Below are 21,120 nucleotides of genomic sequence, written 5' to 3' on the forward strand. Positions count from 1 at the left end.
ACAATGAATCTCTTCGATTCCCTTTCAACACTTCCAAACTCCGCGCTTATCGCGCTTGGTATTGTGGCAGTCATTCAACTCTGCCTCATGATATGGGCGCTGGTGCGTTTGGCATCGGATAAACGCGAACAAGTCGTTGGAATATCTCGATTCGCATGGGCAATTATCATCTTACTAGGTCAACTCATTGGCCCTATCATTTTCTTGATTTGCCACATTAAGGAAACACGAGAGCTCGATCAACAACGTACCTTCCAACAATCTCTGGCAACTTCGGGTTCGAACCTCAGTAAAAATTCATCGACAGTTCTTGGCAATTTATACCGAAAGTAGCCAATCATGGAATGGGCGATCTCAACTACAGATCTCAATAAAACGTATGGCATAAACCGCGTACTCAGCGATGTGAATCTTAAAGTTCCTTACGGATCTATCTATGGTTTTATCGGAGCAAACGGGGCTGGAAAAACTACAACCATTCGGATTTTACTTGGTTTAGCTGCCGCTACAAGCGGAAAAGCACAGGTTTTAGGTACTGAGCGTGGCACACTTCCCCCTACGCCACTTCCAGGGGTCTCATACCTGCCCGATGTGCCTAATCTCAGTCCCTGGCTTAAAGCACGCGATGCGCTGATTACATTAGCTCGGCTAGATGGGATAAGTAGCGATATTGCTGCTGAACGGGCAAGCGACTTGCTCGATCTCGTTGGGCTGAAAAATGCACCTGGAAAAGTAGGGACTTTCTCTCGGGGAATGAAACAACGTCTAGGTATAGCTGCCGCACTCGTCAATGCGCCCAAACTCCTCATCTTGGATGAGCCAACCAGTGCTCTCGATCCGCTCGGCCGAGTTAATCTACTAGCTATCATGAGTGAATTAGCTGAGCACGTCACCGTCATGTTCTCTTCCCACATTCTTAGCGACGTGGAGAATATCTGTACTCATATAGGAATTCTTCACCATGGGAAACTCCTTTCGCAAGGCCCCTTGCCTAGCCTATTGGACGGGAGCCCAAGAACTAACGAACACTTAGAAATCACAGTATCACCAGCTAATAGCACGCGAGTTATCGAAGCTCTAAAGAGCATCGATTCACATATACAGGTGACAAAGAAAAATACCGGATTAGAGCAGCTATTTGACAATCTTGTGAAAGAGCAAGGAGGGCACCAATGATATCTGCTCGGATTATTCCAATTTGGCGTTATCACTTTACTTATCAGCTACGGTTTACCGGTACCTGGATCCTATTCTTCCTGATAACTTTCCTAGCTACGACACAGGGACTGATCACGGAACATGCACCCGAACTTTTGAAGACTCTCGCCGGTCCTGGGATGTCCGATATTCTCGCCACTTCCCTTCCAGAGCCATCTTGGCAAGAATCCTACGCCGGGTGGGTGAAGAATCTCGCGCAGATCGTATCCCTAGCGTTCATCGTCGTCAACGCCCTCTCTTGCGCTAGGCTCTCCTCTGGCGGTGATATTCCATTCATCCTGACCCGAAACGTGAGAAGATCCGATTACTTGGGCTGGGCAACTTTTACTGTATGGGTATTGACAGTTTTCCTCGCATTCCTCGGGGCAACTTTCATGTGGTTGGGTACCTTGCTTCTCTTTCCCGGGACCCCTTATCTTCCTATTTTGACGGCAACTCTCGTATGGGCACTCCAGATGATCATCATCTACGCATGCCAAGTTCTTGCTACCACATGGAAAAGCGGCGTCGGCTCTCCATTGATAGTAGGACTGGGAGTCTATTTCTTTATAGCTATTGCTGGCATGTGGGATAAAGCGGCAAACTATACCCCACTGGGTCTAGGAAAACTCACCGATCAACTGGCACAAAATGCTCCAGCCCCTCTATGGCTCTGGCCGATTCTCACCAGCGCACTTCTTATTGGACTTCTTACTAGTGCAGCAATCCATCGTTTCAACCGCATAGAACTGGGCTGACCACACGTAGCTGGCAGATTGTCATGCGAAAACGAACAACCTGTAACACCGCAGTACACGAGAAGTTGCTCAGAGAATTTCACTGTCACCTTAAACGCACCTGCACCGTACCACAACAGTGCTACTGTGACTCTAAGGTGTGTGCTCGACGCCGTCGAGTAGCATTCGGTTAATGCCTACGTAGTGTATTGAATAGTTAGGTGGAGTAATGAAACTTTCACAGATTCTTTTGTCTGGAATTTTTGTCACAGCGGGTTTTGATTCCGTCAAGAAGCCAGGTGGTCGCGTACAAATCACACAGGATTTCATGGCCGATCTTGGCATTGAGGTTAGCCACGAGAATGCTGAACTCATGGTTCGCGCAAACGGAGCTGTTATGGTTGGCGCCGGCGCGGCACTAGCTCTTGGCATTTTCCCGAAACTTTCCGCGCTCGGCCTTGTTGGTGCTCTTGTTCCGACGACGCTCGCCGGGCATCCTTTCTGGAAGTCTGCTCCGGAGGCAAAAGGTATGCAACAGATCCAGTTCTTTAAGAACCTCGCCGCAATCGGTGGTCTCGTTGGCGTACTTGAAGCCAAACAGAAGCACTGATTTCAGTTATAGCGTGATTATATGAGTAATAAAACAGTTGATGTCATTGTTATTGGCGCCGGCCCGGTAGGCGAAAATGTGGCGCAATATGCCCACGATGGCGGACTCTCCGTCCTCCTCGTTGATAAGGAACTGTTTGGGGGCGAATGTTCCTACTACGCATGTATTCCAAGCAAAGCCCTCCTGCGCCCCGTGGATCTAGCACATACAACAGATCACGTGCAGGGTGTCAGCGGCGCGAGTGTCAAGGCGCGCGACATGTTGGCTCGCCGTGACGAATGGGTGAGCGAATATGATGACAGCTCCCAAATAACCTGGGCACAAGACGCCGGCTTGGAAGTGGCACGCGGCCATGCACGTATCGTGGGAGAACGCCGGGTTGAAATCACGCCAGTAGATGGCGGCACAACCGCTAATGAGCCTCAAACCACCGAACCCTACACCGTCGAGGCACGCGTTGCAGTCGTTCTGGCCACCGGGTCAACGCCGGTCATTCCAAACATGTACCAAGGTGTGAATGCCTGGGGATCGCGTGATGCAACTGGAGTCGTTGAGGTCCCAGATCGTTTAGTTATTGTAGGCGGTGGCGTCGTCGCAGTAGAAGCCGCTACCTGGATGCAAGCATTAGGCACTAAGGTCACGATGCTTGTGCGCGGATCGTCACTCCTGGATCGCTCTGAACCTTTTGCTGGCCAATTCGTTAAGGAATCCCTTGAAAACCAGGGCATCACAGTCTTAACGAACGCTGAAGTGATAGCAGTTAAGCGCGATCCGGCATTGAACCCGAACCCAAAAATCGGGCATATTCACGGCGGAACCGTACACCTCGACGTCGTTACCCGTTCACATTCCGCAGATGGTGACACAGTGAAAACTCTCGATGCCGATGAGCTTCTTGTCGCAACAGGCCGGCGCCCGGCGGTGGCTAACGTCGGACTCGACACCGTTGGTCTTACCCCGGATGACGTGCGGAACGGAAACCTTCCTGAGTGGCTACATACCATTGGCGATGCCGGAACCGGCGCACCTCTCACCCACCAAGGCAAATATGAGGCGCGAGTGCTCGGCGCGAAACTCGCAGGCACACAAGAAACCGCACCAAATGTAGAGGTTCCTGTTCCACAGGTCGTGTTCACCGATCCGCAAGTCGCATCGGTTGGCCTGACAGAAGCTCAAGCACAAAAGCAGGGACACGAGGTACTCACCAGCGAAGTTGAGATCACATCCGCTGCCGGAGTTGAGCTGTTACGTGACGATGCGAACGGCAAAGCCAAGCTCGTCGTAGATGCGCACACCGGCGCGCTACTCGGTGCAACATTCGTCGGCCCGGATGTTGCCGAGCTTCTCCACGCAGCCACAGTTGCTATCGTCGGCGAATTGCCGGTGCGAGTTCTGCGCCATGCCGTGCCTGCGTATCCGACCGCATCCGAAATTTGGCTGCGATTGCTTGAGGAGTTCCCGGTAGAGCTGCGGTGAAGCCCAGTAGAACTGCAATGAGGCGGCTCAGAGCTATGAAGCTTTGAGCCGCCTCATCACATAACGCAAGTTAATAATTATTCAGAAACTACATCTTGGCGGTTGAGCCTGACGTGGATTAATGGCAATAAGATCCCATCGATGTCTGCTTTGAAGATCGCGTCTGAAAGATACTTCATCGCGAATTCGTGATTTTGCGTCATCCGGGATGAGCATAACTTTAGGCATCTTCTCGTCATAGACGATTTTGAATAAATCCAACGTGTTGTGCGCACGCAACAGATTCTCATCATCTTGAGCCAAGTCCTCAGCCACCTGTTCGAGAACTTTATCCATGTTGGTAAACTCGGTTCCCCATCGATCATTCAACGTGTCAAGGATCTTCGACAATCGCTCTCGTTCATCCTCGGTTGCCATGGCGAGCTTCGGCGAATTGGTCAATTCTCCGACCTCGTCTTCGAGTTTAATCGATCCTTCATACACTGATTGGAGGCGATAGTACTGCAGCGTTACCTCATCATCTAGGTGTGGAGCCGGGTCACCGTCGATATGAAGTTTCCGAGTCAACAGTTTGGCATAAGCAGCGAATTTATGGAGTCGAAAATGGTTTGTTCCTTCTGTTTGATATAGAAAACCTTAGCGAGCCCTGAAATTTCTTCCTCGCTGTATTCGACACTTTCATAGTCCACATTGTCAGAGAATGCTACCAATACTCCGAGGCCGGTATCGCCCTTGGACTTAATGTAGCTTTGCAAACGAAGAAATATCGCGCCTCCTTAGTCCGATACTAGTTGAGCGTTAACAACACCTGTTGCGCCTATTTCCCTCCATTTCGCTACGCACATGGATACAGCCCAAAAATGGGCTTTACACGTATTATGCGTCTGTATGACTTTGACAGTCAGCGACGCATGGAGCTTTCTCGTGTCATCTCGAAAGCACATCACCAAAAATCGTTCCATACGGGAGATCAACAACCGGAATCCTGGCTACGAGCTTTCACAGATTTACGTATCAAAGGTGCTCATTACACGCGGTTCTACCTGTGGCATTTTTCAACTATTCCTCGGTTTTCCAGAAGATTGGGAAAATCTACTCCTAGAGAACTCCTGTCACGAGTCGTTGCGATAGAAGTAGCACTCGTTCCCGTCCACAAGCAGTCTCTTCTCCCAACCCGATACACCACTGCCCCGACAGCCAATCTCGGTAATAGCGCAAACTGAGGCCATATACGCCGAAGTTTGTGCTATTACCCGGTTTACCTAACGCCATTTCCCATATACTTACAGTGAGTCGGCAAGATTACGGTGAAATAAAATGAGCCCTACACTGCGTGAGCTCTTTGAGCTTTTGAAAATACAGGTACCAGCTGGAACCTGGTGGCCGGGCGAATCCAGGTTCGAGATCGCCGTTGGCGCGATACTGACCCAAAATACCTCCTGGCACAACGTCGAGTCTGCCATCGATAATGTGCGCGACGCGGGTTTGCTATGTCCCGAACGCCTCTTAGCTGCCGACGACGAAACAGTGGCTGACTTAATTCGCCCGTGCGGATATTACAAAGCCAAGACACGCTATCTCAACGAACTGACCGCTTGGTTCATCAAGCGCGATCAACACGCCAAGCATCTGAGCACACCTGAACTACGCGAAGAACTACTACGGATTCACGGAGTTGGCGAGGAAACAGCCGACGATCTTTTGCTTTACATCTATGATCGGCCGGTTTTCATCTACGACCTCTACGCCCGCCGGCTATTAGCAGCCGCCGGATACGGGGAGTATCGAAGCTATACGCATGCCAGACACGCCCTAGATCCGATGGTCACTAACGCCGGATTCTCCACCTTGGAGTTGGCAAAGTTTCACGGACTCATCGTCGACGGCGGAAAACGAGCGCGCCAACTGGGTGGCTGGGAACAGGCATACCCGCTCCTTGTCCGTGGAGCTTTTAAGCCTAACTAAGCAGACCATCACAACAGCCGGAAGACTTACCCGAATCACAAAGTTTTATCGAAAGCATCTGGCTAAATGTATAATCGAAGCAATTTATCAGTATCGCCGGAAAGGTAAGATCTGTGCGCAACCAACCACGAATGAGCTACAAACCTCTTATTATCGCTCTAATAATGGCACTACTTTTTGCGTTGTGGTGGTTTCGCGGGTCCTTTTTACATGACGAAAACAACTGGCTTCACAACCCTGTTGTGCTCTTTTTGAGCTTGCATGCCTCAAATCTTGTTGGCGGCCTAGGAGTTGCGCTCGGCGGTTACTTTACATATCACTTTACTAAGCGTACTCACCACTCTTCCTGGGTATTTTCTGCCTGGTTTTTAGCCATACTTGCTTTTCTCTTAGCATGCGGTGTAGAAATCTGGGGACTCTACGTGGGCGCTCCTTTCGATATTCTCGACGCGTCCAGTTCCGCATTAAGCGCATTTTTGGGAGCCTATGTCTTATTCGGCGCACTTACCCCGCTTCGGTGCACTTATCCCGCGTCAAAATAGTCAGTAGAGCAGTTAACTAGTGCCCTACCATAACTGACATTATTATCCCCACGCGAAGGGGAGTAACGCACAGATATAAATAATCTGAATACCCAGACAAGCTACGCCAACAGCCACCTTGTCAACATCTGTTGACAGAACTTCGTTAGCAACATATATTGCTAACATGGATACCTTAAGCATTACCGACGTCGCAGCAGATCTGCGCGATCCAAAATCCGGCCTGCGCGCCGTCGCCACCTTGCGCTCCCTCACCGAGCGGTTAGAACTAGCGCAGGTTGAGGCCGGACTCAAAGCAGGCATGAGCTGGCAAGATATCGCCGCTTGTCTAGGAATTTCCCGACAAGCGGTTCACCGCAAATACGCAAAAAAGATCGACCCAACAATTCCAGTTCCTCGGAGGCAACGATGAGTAAAATATCCGCATCCCTACTCACCCTCCAAAAACTAACTCAAACCGCTATAGCCGAAGCTTCGCGTTCTCAACAATCAACACTCGGTGTCGAACATCTTTTCCTAGCCCTCACTGCTCACGAACAAGTAGCCGGGCAAGTACTGCGAACTTACGGCATCACATTAGAAACAGCACGCCATGCGGTAGCGGCACAGCAAGCTGATGACCTTACTTCTCTTGGAATAAACCTCAGCCCGCCCACCCCGAGCACCCACCTACCAAAGACAACGAATTACTCGTGGTCAGAACCGGCATTGGAGATCATACAGCGCGCCTCTAAAGACAAGGAACGAGAAGGAACCAGCGCATTACTCCGCGAACTTGTACAAGAACCAAGCGGATTTATCGAACAGATCCTTCACCGCTTAGGGACATCCGCTGAGCACATCATCGAGCGCCTGAATGACTTTGAACATTTAACTGAGACTGATACCCGCCCTAAGCATAGCCACCATCTGCTAGCTAACCACCAGTTATCGACAACAACAGAAAGTTTCGTTCCTGCACCAATTGACCGAATATGGGAGCTACTTGCCGATCCGGCAAACATGCCACGTTGGATGCCCGGAATAACCAGTGTTATGAGCACACCGGCTAAGCTCGATATCGGCGCGAGTTGGAAAATACAATCATCACGGCCAGCTACTAACCGTAAAACAAGGCAATCCCCGCCACACAACATGCACGCCAAGCTCACCGCTTTCACTAAACAACAAACTATTGAATGGCAATTAAGCTTGCCTGACATTCGCTGTGCAAACCAACAAGTCATACGCATAGAACTAGAACCGGCTGCTGGCGGTACCCAGCTATTCATTTCTATCGCTTATATCCCTTCCTCAGCCAAAAGCTGGCGAGCGATACGTCGTCGAGTGCTACATCCTCTATATCGCTTCGCTTACCATTGGCAAGGACAACAGATCAGCCAATCAATTAGCAGAGAATCTAGCTAAAGCGGCATTTCGGAAACCGAAAGCGGATGCTCCGGTTAGTCTACCGGAGCATCCGACAGCCAATCTTGGCAATAGCGCAAACTGAGACCATATACGCCTAGGTTTGCGCTATTGCCCGGTTTACCTAACGCCGCTTCTGCTTTCAAGCCATTCCTTGACTTCCACCACGTCGCACAACACAGCCTGCCGAGCCGGCCCGCCCACGACATCTCGGCGTGCCACACAGTTTGCGATATCAAGATAGTCATAGACGTCATCTTCAATAAGCTCGCAGTGTTCGCGCAACACCTCAAGTCCTAGCTCTTCCAAGCAAATACTTTCAGCCACGCAGTGATGCACAAGCTTGCCGGTAATTTCGTGCGCCTGACGGAACGGGACGCCCTTAATTACCAAATAGTCTGCTAAATCAGTCGCATTGGTGAACCCGCCACCGGCCGCTCGCCGCATCTGCCCTGCATTAACCCGCATCGTCGCCACCATCCCAGCGAATGCTGGAATACACAACTTCACGGTATCAACCGCATCGAAGATCGCCTCTTTATCTTCTTGTACATCCTTGTTATAAGCCAATGGCAGGTTTTTCATCATCGTCAACAGTGTCATGACATCACCGATAACGCGACCAGTTTTGCCTCGCGTCAGCTCTGCCACATCCGGATTTTTCTTTTGCGGCATAATACTGCTTCCAGTGGCGTACGCATCATCGAGCTCGATAAAACCGTACTCTGCACTCGCCCACAAAATGATTTCTTCACTGCACCGCGATAGATGCACCATGAAAATGGCTAAATCACTGGCTATTTCCACCACATAATCCCGATCCGAAACCGCATCGAGCGAGTTAGTTGCCACCCCATCGAAGCCCAGCAGTTTCGCGGTAAGCTCCCGGTCTACTGGATACGTCGTTGTCGCTAACGCTGCCGCCCCTAACGGCGAGTAGTTCAACCGCTTCTTTGCTTCACCCAACCGTTGAAGGTCGCGCATAAACATGTGCACATAAGCCATCAGATGGTGTGCAAGTGTAATAGGTTGCGCACGTTGAAGATGGGTATATCCAGGCATCACTGTATCCACATGACGTTGTGCTACCTCAATAAAAACGGCAACAAGATGCTGGATGAGTGAGTCGATCTCGCCTAGTTCGTCACGCATCCAGAGCTTGAGATCGGTGGCGACTTGGTCATTGCGCGATCGAGCGGTATGGAGCTTCTTTCCCGGATCCCCTATTCGTTTAGTGAGTTCTTCTTCGACGAACATGTGGATGTCTTCAGCTGCACCGCCAATAACAAGTGCACCACTGTCGATGTCTGTTTTGATTCCGGTGAGCCCGGCAGTGATTGCTTCAAGTTCGGCGGGCGTCAAAATCCCAATCTGCGCAAGCATAGTTGCGTGTGCGATACTGCCGGCGATGTCGTGTGCATAGAGCCGTTTATCGAAGCTCAACGAGGAATTCATTGCCCAGACGGCTGCGTCGGTGGCTTTTTGGAACCGCCCGCTCCAGAGTGCGCCAGCCATTATTTTTCCTCCATCATGCCCGCGCGCTGTTTCATCTGAGCCACGACTTGAGTGGGGAGTCCGAAGAGATTGATGAATCCAGTGGCATCAGATTGGTTGTAAACATCGTCTTCATCGAAGGTGGACAGGGCTTCGTCATAGAGCGAGAACGGTGACGATGTTCCTGCTGGAATGATGTTGCCTTTATATAGTTTGAGTTTGACAGTTCCGGTTAAGGTTTCGTTGGCTTTGTCGACGAAGGCACTGAGGGCTTCGCGCAGTGGATGGAACCATTGTCCGTTGTAGACGAGGTCAGCGAAGCGTTGGGCAACGAGATCTTTATAGTGGAGGGTGTCGCGTTCTACACACAGGAGTTCGAGTTGCCGATGGGCCGCGTAGTAGACAGTTCCGCCTGGTGTTTCGTAAACGCCACGAGATTTCATGCCCACTAACCGGTTTTCGACGATGTCGATGACGCCGACGCCATGCTTAGCAGCTTTGTCATTGAGGTATGTAAGCATCTCGACGTCGCCTGTCACATCGTCAACCTGAACTGGGATACCGGAGACGAATTCGATTTCGACGTATTCGCCGTGGTCTGGCGCTTGTTCTAGGCTGGAGACAATGTTGAGTAAGTCCGAATAGGTGGGTTCGTTTTCCGGGTTTTCGAGATCCATGCCTTCGTGGCTGAGGTGCCAAATATTTTGATCCATTGAATAGTTGTCTTCTTTGGTAACTGGCACGGGGATGTTACGAGCGTTCGCATAGTCGATTTCTTCATCGCGGGAGGTAATATCCCACGTCCGCCACGGTGCAATTATTTTCATCTCCGGGGCCAGTGCTTTGATAGCAAGTTCGAACCGAACTTGGTCGTTCCCTTTGCCGGTACATCCGTGGGCGATGGCGGTACAGTTTTCCGCGCGGGCAATCTCGACCATACGCTTGGCGATACATGGACGTGCAGTTGAGGTGCCTAAAAGATAGCTTCCTTCGTAGCGAGCTTGCGCTTTAAGACTTGGGTAGATGTAGTTAACAATGTAATCCTCGGCTAGGTCTTCAATGTATATTTTTTCAGCACCACACGTTAATGCTTTTCGCGTCAACGCATCGTCATCAACGCCAATTCCGACTTGCCCGACCATTGCAACCACATCACAGTCGTAATTTTCCTTGAGCCACGGGATAATTATCGAGGTGTCGAGTCCACCAGAGTAAGCAAGGAGGATACGTTCTTTCGTCATGTTATTCAACCAACCCTTCAGAATAGTTATGCGCTATTACGTATAACTATACACTTAGGGTAGTGAGTCACCATCATCAAACGTCAACTGTGAACCACGCCTCGTCGTTTTCCGGTAGATTGGACAGATATTCACTTTCTACAACCAACTCGGGAGCATCCCGCTATGAAACACTCTCAAAGCAACCGATTATCTATTCCTATCGCAATGTTCTTTGCACTGATACTTGCGTTCACTATGCTAGTCATGCCTAGACCGTTACCGGCACACGCGGCTACCGGGGCAACATTGCAGCTGTCCGCCTTCAAGCATGACAACACCGGCGTAGCTTTCCCCGAAGCTGACGATCTTCTTTCTGGCGTAACCTTTGTTCTTACCGATCCCGATTCAGGTTTTAAACACCAAGTTACGACGTCGTCAAGTGGCCGGGCAGTATTCAATAATCTGAATGAAGGAAACTACACACTGACGGTCGAAAAAGTGCCAGCCGGCGTCATCAATCTTGCTAAACCCCATAACATCTCAGTGTCAAAAACTCCGGCAGGTGCTTTTGAAATACTCATGGATGGAAAGAACGAAAATGGTGGCACTGGCCCGGCTCCGGGCGCACATGTTCCAGGAAAAACTCCATTCAAGATATATTTCCCTGTCAAACCCGACATTGCTAAGATCAGTAGCGTTGCAGACAAGACAGTAATCGAACGGTGCGACGGCAATAATTTAGCTGAACCAGTGACGTTTACGATGAGTGCTCCACTTTCGATTTACGCCAACTGGCAGTTTGTCTACCTATCTTCAACGGATCTTGCTACCTCGTATGCGAATTTCAGTATCCAAGATTTGGTCAGTCCCCGTCTGGAAGTAATTGCCGCGCGCGGCTATGTCGAATCATTAGGCATGAAAACAACTGTCCCGGTTCAGATATCGCAAACTCCTACCGCACAGGGGGCTCTCGTTAAAGCAGAGATTACCGATTTCTCCCAGTTATTAGCTAATGGCTTCGGAAAGATCGATTTACGAACCCTCAAGCTAGAAATTGATGTACGTCCAGCTGCTAGCGAATACCAGAATGCACAGGTGAACACATCACCCATCGAAAATACTGCAGAAGTCTGGCTTGATGACAACATGGTCAACACTTCGAACACTGTGAGTATCAAACTAAAGGGCAGCGAGAAAACTGCGACGAAGGTGTGGAAAGATCTCGACACCATGCCTGCGCCACGGATTTCTTTCCAGCTGATGCGAAACCTTGATGGACAAAATCCTGAGCCAGTTCCAGGACTAGCCTTGGCTACCTTAACGGGAAAGACGACGACGGCGACCTGGATCGATTTACCAGAACGGGATGGCTCCTGCCACCCATGGGTTTACTCGGTACGCGAAGTGGACTCCCAGGGGATCCCAGGGGTGCCAGAAAATTTCGAATCGACGCAAACGGACGCGTTGACGATTACAAATTCACGCCTAGTACACCCAACGATTGATATTGAAAAGTACACTCTCAATGAAGGCCTGATCCCTGGAGATCACGACGACGAAGCAGATCCTTACCAAATTCCTCTAGAAAATGTGGATGCCGGTACAGCAGTTGGCTTTGTTATCACAAACACCGGCGATATCGCATTAAAAGATTTACAGTTCACTGATGTAACAGATCCAAAGACAGCTGGACGCGTCGCCGATATTCAATGTACTCTCAACGATCAACCAATAACAGTGACCGAGCTCGCTCGTTTTGAGGTTGGGGAAAAGATCTATTGCCAGGGCAAACTCGCCAACATACAGTTAGGAGCATTTCACAAGGATATAGCTTCTATTCATGCAGTTTCAGTAGTACGCGATATAAAGGTTTCGGATTCTGATCCGTGGCATGCAGTTACTCCAAAACCTGCACCTGAACCGGAACCATCTCCAGAACCAGAACCGGAACCACAACCTGAGCCAGACCCAGAACCATCTCCGTCTCCGGACCCACAACCAGAACCAGAATCCAAACCGCATCTTGCTATCACAGGCATGGATCTAGACTCTGTCATGCTGGCGATGCTCGGTCTACTCGGAATCGGTGTTGGATCTATTGGCATTACCACAATAACTATCAGAACACGTAAGGAATAATCTCTTTCCTTTGGTGCAAACGTGCGCTGTGGACAATAAATGAGTCTACAGCGCACGTTTTCATGCTCAGGTAATATAAACAAACAGTAGACTATTGGAGAAGATATGCAGGCCCTTGAACTTATCTTGTTACTGTTTTCTGTTATTTTATTGTCGACTGTTCTTGACCAGTTAGTTTCTGGATTGTCGCTCCCACTCATTCAAATTGCGATGGGATTGCTTGCGGCTTTAGTTATTGGCGAACCGTTTGCCCTTACGATCGACGCCGATCTGTTTCTGGTACTTTTCATTGCTCCGCTCTTATACGACGAATCGCGTAAAGTTTCAAAACGATCGTTAGCACGCCACATGTCTTCGATTCTGTCTCTAGCGATCGGACTAGTTGTAGCAAGTGTCTTTGCAGTCGGATTCGTACTCCATTGGCTATCCCCTACTATCCCGTTAGCCGCAGCGCTCACACTTGGTGCAGCTCTCGGACCTACTGACGCAGTTGCTGTTACTGCACTGGCAAAAACAGCAAAACTAAACGAACGCCAAAAAGCTTTATTATCTGGCGAAGCTCTTATCAATGATGCCTCCGGCATTGTTTCATTCCAATTTGCGGTAGCACTGGTAGTTACTGGAGTTTTCAGCATCCGTGAAGCGGCAACGGCATTTGCTATCTCGTTTGGTGGCGGGCTTGTATGTGGCTTGGTTTTGGGGGTCGTGGTTCTAGCTGTGACTCGTGCAGTCCGCAGTGTGGGCTTGGAGTCTACCGTGTTCCACGTGACGTTCGAGATTTTCACTCCGTTTGCTATCTATCTCGTTGCAGAGTCATTACATGTTAGTGGTGTTCTTGCGGTGGTTGGTGCCGGATTATTAGTCACGTTAGCGCCGTTACCTTCTACGGTTTACACAGCTCGGGTATCACTTGTTTCTTCCGGAGTATGGGAAGTGCTCAGCTTTATCCTCAATGGTGTTGTTTTCGTGTTTCTTGGTTCGAATTTGCCAAGCATCGTCACAAATTCGTGGGAACAGTCTGCAGATCCGCTAGCACTCTTAGGAATGGTCATTGCCGGCACTGCAGTAGTTGTCGTCGTGCGCTATCTTTGGATCGTAATTGCCGATTTCATCAGCATGAAACGTGGTGGGCTACCTGGTTTTCCTTCGTTACGCAGTGTTTTATTACCTTCTTTAGTGACGACGTTGGGTGGTCCAAAAGGCGCTGTCACACTCACAATCGCGTTCACATTACCGTACGGGATTATTGGCGCGCACGGTCAATCTATCCGTGATGAGCTTATTTTCTTAGCATCAGGGATTATTTTGTTTACGCTTCTTCTTGCTAATTTTATTGTCCCGCGTCTGGCACCTTTCCAGGTCTCTGCACAGGAAAAAACACGAGAGAACGACGTACGAGCAGCTGTGTTGCGTCTCCTTATTAAATCAATGACTACTAAGTTCGAGACTCAGTATCCCATTGCACTGGCATTGTTTGTTAGCCGTTACCGACGCGAAATTGCAGAGCTAACTGCCGGTGATGACTTCGCTACCGCAAACCGTCAACTGCGGTTGGAATTGATTTTCCGACAACGCGAATTTATTGACGATATGTTGTCTCAGAACGAGATTTCAGTTGCTACTCACCATGCGCTAGACCATACGTTAGAACGTCTGTTGCAGGTTATGAAGCATCGTCGCAGTGGTGCCTTTAATATCAAAGGCATGTGGGCATTTATCACCAGCCGGATAAGGATCTTTCTTGATGACCACAGCTCCGATAAAGCCCCTGACTCAGTTGCGCAGTTACGCCATGCACGATTAGAACTCGAAAAGTTTGCAATCTCATTTTTAGAATCCGCAACTATTGATTCAGAGAATGCCGAAAACGTACGCAAATTCCTGCTACGTGAACACAATGACATGCTTCGCCAGCTAGAACAATCTTCTCATAGACAATATCCAGCTATACCCGAAACACAAGACGCATCAAACACAGCCCATGACCCGGAAACTCCATCCAGAACAATGGGCGAACAACTAAATTTACTAGAAGTTGAGGCACTCCGTCTTGAGTTAGGATGCATCCAAGAGCTACGTGAAGACGGTCAGATAACATTGAAGGAAGCACAAATGCTCCGCGATGAAATCTATCTGCTACAGATGAACCTTTCTGACCTAGGTACCCACTAAATATTGCCCACACAAACATTAGAAACACTATATTTGCGGACCTTTTCACATCAATTGATAAAGCACAACCACCCATAAGGGAATAAAATTAACCTTGGTTAATTTACTATTTGGCTGAGGAGAATCATGCTAGTTGTCGGCGGAATGATCGGAGTTGGCAAGACTACTCTTGCGTCAGTAGTTGCAGCAGACCTCAATATCGATCTTTACACGGAAAATGTTGATGACAACGATATTCTCCCTCTTTTCTACACTGCGTCTGAAGAAGAACAGATCTTTAAGCGTTACCCGTTCTTGTTGCAGCTCGAGTTCCTGACGTCGCGTTACCGGGACATCAAGCGTGCCCTATTTGGTGGTCCAGCGATTATGGATCGGTCGATTTACGAAGACTGGTATTTTGCAAAGGTCAACACTGATTTGGGTCGCATTTCTCCAGAGGAATTCCGTCTTTACGCCAAGATCCTTGATGAAATGATGAAGGAAATCGCGCAGTTCCCGAAGAAAGCCCCGGATCTCATGATCTATCTGCACGCCTCGTTCGATACGATTATGGAACGCATCGGGGCTCGTGGGCGCGACTTCGAACAAGACGAGAAGCTTGTTTCCTATTACCGCACCCTGTGGGAGGGTTACGACGATTGGGTACACAACCACTACTCAGCATCCCCAGTACTCATGGTTAACGCAGACGAATTCGATTTCTTCCGTGCCGAGGATCGCAAATTCCTCGTTGAGCAGGTGGAAAAGCTTCAATTTAACCCTACGGCTCAGTATATGACGCTGTCTCGCGATTAAATTGTCGCGATACTAAAATTCGCCGAATTCATTGTCACGCATAAACCGTTCAAACTGATTTATCACATCACAAATAATTGCTTCCGCAGAATATCCCATAATGTCATACGGCTCTTCATCTAAGCTTGTCTGAACTTCTATTCGAGTAGAACGGTCATTCTCAGTTGGGATTTGAGTTCCATAAACCATCGCTGGGCCATCAATAGAAATTGTTCGATAATAGAAGTCTCCTTGAGCACCCGTGATGTGTAATGTTAGGTGGTCATAGACAACGCGATCTGTTTCTGGATATACATAGTTATCGTCGCCCGAGACCACCGCCGAATAAGCACCCTGTTTATCAATCTCAGTAACCACTGCTTCTAACGCCTGCCGAACAACTCGATCCAGATAGTTTTGAGCTTGTTGCGGGGTCACAGTTCCAAATAATTGTGCAAGACGTTCTTTCCACGAAGCGCTCTGCGAAAAGCTCGTTGCCGCCAACGAACCGATCCCAAGCGAGTAGGTTGCAGAACGAGCTTTCATAGTTTTTCTATCACGGCTTATTTCCTTATAGAAACCAACCATGGTTAAAGCGATGACGAAAGCAAATGGCAGGCCCATGATGACTGTCGCCGATTGCAATGCAGGTATCCCACCAACAAATAACATCCCAACAGTTAAAACTCCGGTCAGTGACGCCCAGAATACCCGCAACCACGGCCGCGCATCCGTCGTCGGCGATGGCAAAACTGAACACAAGTTTGCTACTACTAGGGCGCCTGAATCAGCAGACGTTACATAGAACAAGAATCCGACAGCAGTCGCAAGCAATACAATCGCTGTCCCACCTGGAACCTGCTGTAACAAATGATAAAAACCAAGCTCCGGGGTATTGAGAGTAATCCGCGCAAATTCTGGCCCGTCGTCGGCGCGCAAAATATAGTCGATCGCACGGTTACCAAAAATAGAAATCCACATCACAACATAAAGAAATGGAATCGTCATTACACCAAAAACAAATTGTCGGATAGTGCGGCCACGAGAAATTCGTGCCAAAAACATTCCAACAAATGACGCCCACGCCACCCACCAGGCCCAGAAGAACAGCGTCCACGCGTTCTTCCAGATTTCAACATCAGAATAAGCCATCGTATCCATCGTCATCTGCGGGAAGTAAGCTACGAGATCACCAATGTTTGAAACCATGGCGTTCATCAAGAATTCTGGACGCCCGGTGGCCAGCACCCATCCCACTAGGACGATCGCTGCAATAACGTTAATCTGCGAAAGAATACGTATCCCCCGCGAGACACCCGACACGGCCGAAATGATCGCCATCAAAACGGCGACGAATATTAGAACAGTTTGGGTTACTAGGCCTCGTTGGATCCCAAACATTATTTCGAGTCCAACGTTGATTTGGACGACGCCGATTCCGAGGGTTGTTACGACGCCGAAAACGGCACCAAGAATGGCTGCAATATCAACAATGTCTCCGAAAATGCCAGCCATGCATTTTTCTCCGAAGACGGGTTCTAGTGCAGTGCGAGCCGCGATTGGGCGGCCACGACGGTATGCGAAGTAACCAAGCGCCAGCCCCATCAGGGCGTACATTGCCCAGCCGGTTATTCCATAATGGAAAATGGCCCAAACAGGGGCTTGTTCCGCAGCAGTGACCGACTGCGGTGTACCTTGTGGCGGTTTCATAAACTGTGATACGGGTTCTGCTACCGAAAAGAATAAGATATCTGTTCCGATACCAGCAGCGAAGAGCATAGACGCCCACGCTAGATTCGAATATTCAGGACGAGAGTCTGACGACGACAAGCGGATGTCACCATATCGAGAAAGCGCAATATAGAAAACAAAAACAACTGTCGCTGTTCCTAATAAAATATAGAACCAGCCGAACCATCTGCCAATCCATAATGTAACTACACTCAGAACATGCCCTGCAGCTTCTGGCCCAATAATTGTCCATAGGACTAGAGCTCCGATTGACAATGCAGCGCCCCAAAACACTCTGCGCTTAACTACTATTGCCCGATTCGGTTCAAGCGTCGCGTTCACCCGTCTCATTTCCGTTCTTGCTAGCATCATATCCGTCTTAGATTTACCACACGTGGAGCACTGTGCCAACCCTACGTGCAGCTATGCGCTTGCCTCCGAACATATAATGACTCTCATTATTACTTAAATAAACATATTGTAATTCTTTTATATATGTGTCATGATTAAGGCATGGACATCCTGAACGGACTGCCACAAGCAGCAGAACTTTTCAAAGCACTCGGTAACGAATCACGCCTAGCGCTCCTCGTTTTGCTCGATAAACAACCACTCGGAGTGGGCGCGCTTGCTGAGCAAGCACATATGTCTCAACCGCTGGTTTCCCAGCACCTTCGTACACTTCGAGCAGTCGGCCTTGTCACCTCTACCCGTCACGGGAAAGAGATGATCTATCAGGTAGCTGATGTGCACGTAGCACACGTCGTTGCAGATGCCCTCATCCATGTTCAAGAATCAGTGGATTCTTATTCCCTACCCCATCCGCACGATGACCATCGTGCATGACAGAAAGAAGCCAACAATGACAATTAGCGATCTCCACGCCGAGCACACCGTAGCCGAACACAAGCACGGCGAAGGCTGTGGCCACGAAGCTATCCAGCATGGCGACCACATCGATTACGTGCATGGCACCCACCATCACGCCCTCCACGGTGACCACTACGACGAGCATGAAGCAGTAGCCGAACACACTGTTTCCGAACACAAGCACGGCGAGGGCTGCGGCCACGAAGCTGTCCAACACGGAGACCACGTCGATTACATCCACGATGGTCATCGCCATGCACTCCACGGCGAACACTACGACGAGCACTGAGCCATACCACTGAAGCAATAAAACAATAGCCGGGAATCCACTCATAGTGAATTCCCGGCTATTGTTTTCTGCATTCAATACTATTACAGCACACCATTAAACATCTCTGTTGACGACGGATGTGTCCAAATACCATCCCGCAACTGGCTAGCAGTTGCACCAACGCGGATCGCCAACGCAACCATATTGATCAACTCCTGCGAGTCAATACAATGCAATGACGCTCCCAGAATCTTATCTGTCTGCGCATCAATAACAAACTTCACTGAGCCTGCCGAATTACCAATGATCTTTGGCCGCGGCATGACTGCAATCTTGGCGATATCAGCCTGCGCAATACGCACATCTCGCCCCTCAGCAACAGCCTGTTCTTGCGTCAAACCAACGCCAGACAACGGTGGATTTAAAAATGCTGTCCACGGCACAGCAACGCGATCTTTCGTAGATCTCTTACTGCTCCCCAACAAATCATCCAAAACGATCCGGTGATCGTCGTATGAGATGTAGGTAAACTGCGGTCCGCCATTAATATCACCTACCGCATAAACCCCTGGAACACTCGTCCGCAGTTTTTCATCGACACGAATAAATCCACGCTTATCTATCTCAATTCCTGCTTTTACCAAATCAAGATCGCCAGCTGTTGAAGCACGTCCTACCGCCACGAGAACTGCATCAGCATCGAATTGTCCTTTATCGGTATGCACAGTCAAGCCGTTCTCAGACTTGGAAATCTCCGAAACGGCCTGGCTTAAGACAAAGTGAATTCCTTGATCCTCCATCGTCTGCTTGACGCTAGCGGCCACATCGTCGTCGAGCCGAGGTAGTAGCTTGCCTGCCGGATCGATAACAGTCACATCAGAACCAAAATCATTCATCATGGTGGCAAACTCGAGTCCAATAAAGCTACCGCCTACGATCACAAGCTTTCGCGGTAATGGCTGAACATGCTGGATCGTCGTCGAATCATAAACGCCTGGCAAATCAATCCCTGGGATCGGTGGATGAGCAGGAACCGTACCAGTATTAATAATGATCGTCCCAGCCGAAATTTCCAACTCCTCAGCCTCACCGACCGTCGGTACTACCTTCACTCGATGGCTATCAACGAATTGTGCCCGGCCATCGATCAGCGTGACTCTGCCCTCAAGCATCGCATGGTTTGCGGCACGCAGACGCGCAATAAACTCGTCCCGATGCGCAACAGACTTTTCAAAATATTCTGCAGGAGAATCAGCTTCGCGGCGGTCGTGTGCACTAGTAATTAACGTTTTTGTTGGTACACAGCCAATGTTGATACAAGTTCCGCCATACATCGAAGCTGACTTTTCGACCAGCGCTACCGACTTTCCCTGCTCTGCTAGCTTTCCAGCCAACGTCTTTCCAGCTTTGCCCCATCCGATAACCAAAACATCAACATTCATAGCCAAATCTTCCTTTACCTCCGAGATACGGTACTGAAACGGTTCCATCATGGTTTTTATTCCGACGACGCCGTCGGCTCCGCTATTATTTGGCCAGAGCGAACACAAGCGGTCTACACACACGTCCTCGCGATACAGTGATGGTACTCATTAATACAAATGCCCAGCGAAAGGATATCTCTTGGCACCTACAATTACGCTGAATGACGGGCGGACTATACCGCAGATTGGCTATGGCACATTTCTTGTTCCACCCGAAGATACTCAAGCTCGCGTAACCGAAGCCCTTGAAGCTGGGTATCGCCACATTGATACTGCAATGATCTACCGCAACGAAGATGGTGTGGGCAGGGCGATTGCCAGCTCCGGAATTCCACGAGAAGATCTGTGGATTACCACGAAATTATGGAATGATCGGCGCGGTCCGGATGCTACTCGGGCAGCCTTAGATGAATCACTGACAAAACTTGGCCTTGACTATGTCGATCTGTATCTTATTCACTGGCCAACACCCGATAACGCGCCAATTGCTCCTACGTGGGAGACTTTCGGCGATCTGCAAAACGAAGGCTTAACAAAATCTATCGGCGTATCTAATTTCGATCATCGCTACTTGCCAGAAATATATGCTACCGGTCTTATCCCAACTGTGGATCAAATCGAACTACATCCGCAATTTCAGCAGCGCCCAACAGTAAAACTGGCAGATTCTCATAACGTCCGAATCGAGGCATGGGGTCCGCTTGGCCAAGGAAAAGTTGACTACCAAACCAGTATTATTGGCGAGATTGCAAACCAACAATCTGCTAGCTGGGCCCAGGTCATCTTGGCCTGGCATCTCGCAAAAGGGCATATTGTATTTCCAAAGAGTTCAACTCCGCAGCGCATGGCGGAGAATCTTGCGAGTTCTGAGTTAACTCTTAGCGCTGCAGATATTGCAGCAATTGACGCTCTCGATCAAGGTGCTATGGGCCGGGTTGCCTCTGATCCTGCGAACGTCAACTAACACATAAAAGCGACACTCTGCAAAGACGGGTGGGAAGATCATTTCTGATCTTCCCACCCGGTAT

19 protein-coding genes are annotated in these 21,120 nt (G+C 49.4%); 14 read left to right on the forward strand and 5 right to left on the reverse strand.

The annotated features are described in order from the left end of the window. Positions 1-3: 3 nt before the first annotated feature. The 5 genes from KSO86_RS04060 (at position 4) to KSO86_RS04080 (ending at position 4,020) form a co-directional block, all read left to right on the forward strand. Complete coding sequence (locus KSO86_RS04060; RefSeq protein ID WP_216378827.1) at positions 4-333, forward strand: PLD nuclease N-terminal domain-containing protein; 330 nt, start codon at positions 4-6, stop codon at positions 331-333. 6 nt (positions 334-339) lie between these two features. Further along, on the forward strand, positions 340-1,176 hold the full coding sequence (locus tag KSO86_RS04065) for an ABC transporter ATP-binding protein (RefSeq protein ID WP_253280561.1): 837 nt from the start codon (positions 340-342) through the stop codon (positions 1,174-1,176). Then, positions 1,173-1,955, forward strand: coding sequence for a DUF2705 family protein (locus tag KSO86_RS04070; protein ID WP_216378826.1), 783 nt, complete (start codon positions 1,173-1,175; stop codon positions 1,953-1,955). Before KSO86_RS04065 ends, KSO86_RS04070 begins: the two co-directional genes overlap by 4 nt. A 208-nt stretch (positions 1,956-2,163) precedes the next feature. Next, the gene (locus tag KSO86_RS04075) at positions 2,164-2,544 is read left to right on the forward strand and encodes a DoxX family protein (protein ID WP_216378825.1); all 381 of its coding nucleotides are present in this window, start codon (positions 2,164-2,166) and stop codon (positions 2,542-2,544) included. Between the two features lie 21 nt (positions 2,545-2,565). Further along, complete coding sequence (locus tag KSO86_RS04080; RefSeq protein WP_216431837.1) at positions 2,566-4,020, forward strand: dihydrolipoyl dehydrogenase family protein; 1,455 nt, start codon at positions 2,566-2,568, stop codon at positions 4,018-4,020. Between the two features lie 81 nt (positions 4,021-4,101). On the opposite strand, the gene KSO86_RS04085 is transcribed toward KSO86_RS04080, so the two are convergent. Then, positions 4,102-4,587, reverse strand: coding sequence for a hypothetical protein (locus tag KSO86_RS04085; RefSeq protein WP_253280560.1), 486 nt, complete (start codon positions 4,585-4,587; stop codon positions 4,102-4,104). Between the two features lie 750 nt (positions 4,588-5,337). Between KSO86_RS04085 and KSO86_RS04090 the strand changes: the two genes are divergently transcribed. The 3 genes from KSO86_RS04090 to KSO86_RS04100 all read left to right on the forward strand — a co-directional run bounded on the left by KSO86_RS04090 (position 5,338) and on the right by KSO86_RS04100 (position 7,934). Continuing rightward, positions 5,338-5,985, forward strand: coding sequence for an endonuclease III domain-containing protein (locus tag KSO86_RS04090; RefSeq protein WP_216378823.1), 648 nt, complete (start codon positions 5,338-5,340; stop codon positions 5,983-5,985). A 708-nt stretch (positions 5,986-6,693) separates the two neighbouring features. After that, positions 6,694-6,939, forward strand: coding sequence for a hypothetical protein (locus KSO86_RS04095; RefSeq protein WP_216378822.1), 246 nt, complete (start codon positions 6,694-6,696; stop codon positions 6,937-6,939). Next, positions 6,936-7,934: an SRPBCC family protein gene (locus tag KSO86_RS04100; protein WP_216378821.1), complete on the forward strand. Its 999-nt coding sequence runs from the start codon at positions 6,936-6,938 to the stop codon at positions 7,932-7,934. The genes KSO86_RS04095 and KSO86_RS04100 overlap by 4 nt, the downstream gene beginning before the upstream one ends. Before the next feature lie 120 nt (positions 7,935-8,054). Here the strand turns inward: KSO86_RS04100 and argH are convergent, their stop codons facing one another. Beyond that, entirely contained in the window at positions 8,055-9,449 is a 1,395-nt protein-coding gene (gene argH / locus KSO86_RS04105) for an argininosuccinate lyase (protein ID WP_216431839.1), read from the reverse strand. Next, positions 9,449-10,669: an argininosuccinate synthase gene (locus KSO86_RS04110; protein WP_216378819.1), complete on the reverse strand. Its 1,221-nt coding sequence runs from the start codon at positions 10,667-10,669 to the stop codon at positions 9,449-9,451. Before KSO86_RS04110 ends, argH begins: the two co-directional genes overlap by 1 nt. A 165-nt stretch (positions 10,670-10,834) precedes the next feature. Between KSO86_RS04110 and KSO86_RS04115 the strand changes: the two genes are divergently transcribed. The 3 genes from KSO86_RS04115 to KSO86_RS04125 all read left to right on the forward strand — a co-directional run bounded on the left by KSO86_RS04115 (position 10,835) and on the right by KSO86_RS04125 (position 15,757). Beyond that, positions 10,835-12,790 (forward strand): SpaA isopeptide-forming pilin-related protein, encoded by a 1,956-nt coding sequence (locus KSO86_RS04115; protein ID WP_216431841.1) that lies wholly within the window; start codon positions 10,835-10,837, stop codon positions 12,788-12,790. Between the two features lie 105 nt (positions 12,791-12,895). Further along, the gene (locus KSO86_RS04120; RefSeq protein WP_216431843.1) at positions 12,896-14,962 is read left to right on the forward strand and encodes a cation:proton antiporter; all 2,067 of its coding nucleotides are present in this window, start codon (positions 12,896-12,898) and stop codon (positions 14,960-14,962) included. A 126-nt stretch (positions 14,963-15,088) separates the two neighbouring features. Then, entirely contained in the window at positions 15,089-15,757 is a 669-nt protein-coding gene (locus tag KSO86_RS04125; protein WP_216379749.1) for a deoxynucleoside kinase, read from the forward strand. A 12-nt stretch (positions 15,758-15,769) separates the two neighbouring features. Here KSO86_RS04125 and betT read toward each other — a convergent pair whose 3' ends face one another. Then, complete coding sequence (betT, locus tag KSO86_RS04130) at positions 15,770-17,818, reverse strand: choline BCCT transporter BetT (protein WP_216379747.1); 2,049 nt, start codon at positions 17,816-17,818, stop codon at positions 15,770-15,772. 162 nt (positions 17,819-17,980) lie between these two features. On the opposite strand from betT, the gene KSO86_RS04135 reads away from it, so the two are divergent. Next, the gene (locus tag KSO86_RS04135) at positions 17,981-18,313 is read left to right on the forward strand and encodes an ArsR/SmtB family transcription factor (RefSeq protein ID WP_216379746.1); all 333 of its coding nucleotides are present in this window, start codon (positions 17,981-17,983) and stop codon (positions 18,311-18,313) included. A gap of 16 nt (positions 18,314-18,329) precedes the next feature. Further along, positions 18,330-18,626, forward strand: a complete 297-nt coding sequence (locus tag KSO86_RS04140; protein ID WP_091282290.1) for a hypothetical protein — start codon at positions 18,330-18,332, stop codon at positions 18,624-18,626. 83 nt (positions 18,627-18,709) lie between these two features. On the opposite strand, the gene KSO86_RS04145 is transcribed toward KSO86_RS04140, so the two are convergent. Continuing rightward, positions 18,710-20,101, reverse strand: a complete 1,392-nt coding sequence (locus tag KSO86_RS04145; protein ID WP_253280694.1) for an FAD-dependent oxidoreductase — start codon at positions 20,099-20,101, stop codon at positions 18,710-18,712. 130 nt (positions 20,102-20,231) lie between these two features. Between KSO86_RS04145 and KSO86_RS04150 the strand changes: the two genes are divergently transcribed. Next, complete coding sequence (locus tag KSO86_RS04150) at positions 20,232-21,056, forward strand: aldo/keto reductase (protein ID WP_216379745.1); 825 nt, start codon at positions 20,232-20,234, stop codon at positions 21,054-21,056. Positions 21,057-21,120 lie beyond the last annotated feature (64 nt).

The organism is Arcanobacterium phocae (genome assembly GCF_018913465.1).
Taxonomy (GTDB): domain Bacteria; phylum Actinomycetota; class Actinomycetes; order Actinomycetales; family Actinomycetaceae; genus Arcanobacterium; species Arcanobacterium phocae_A.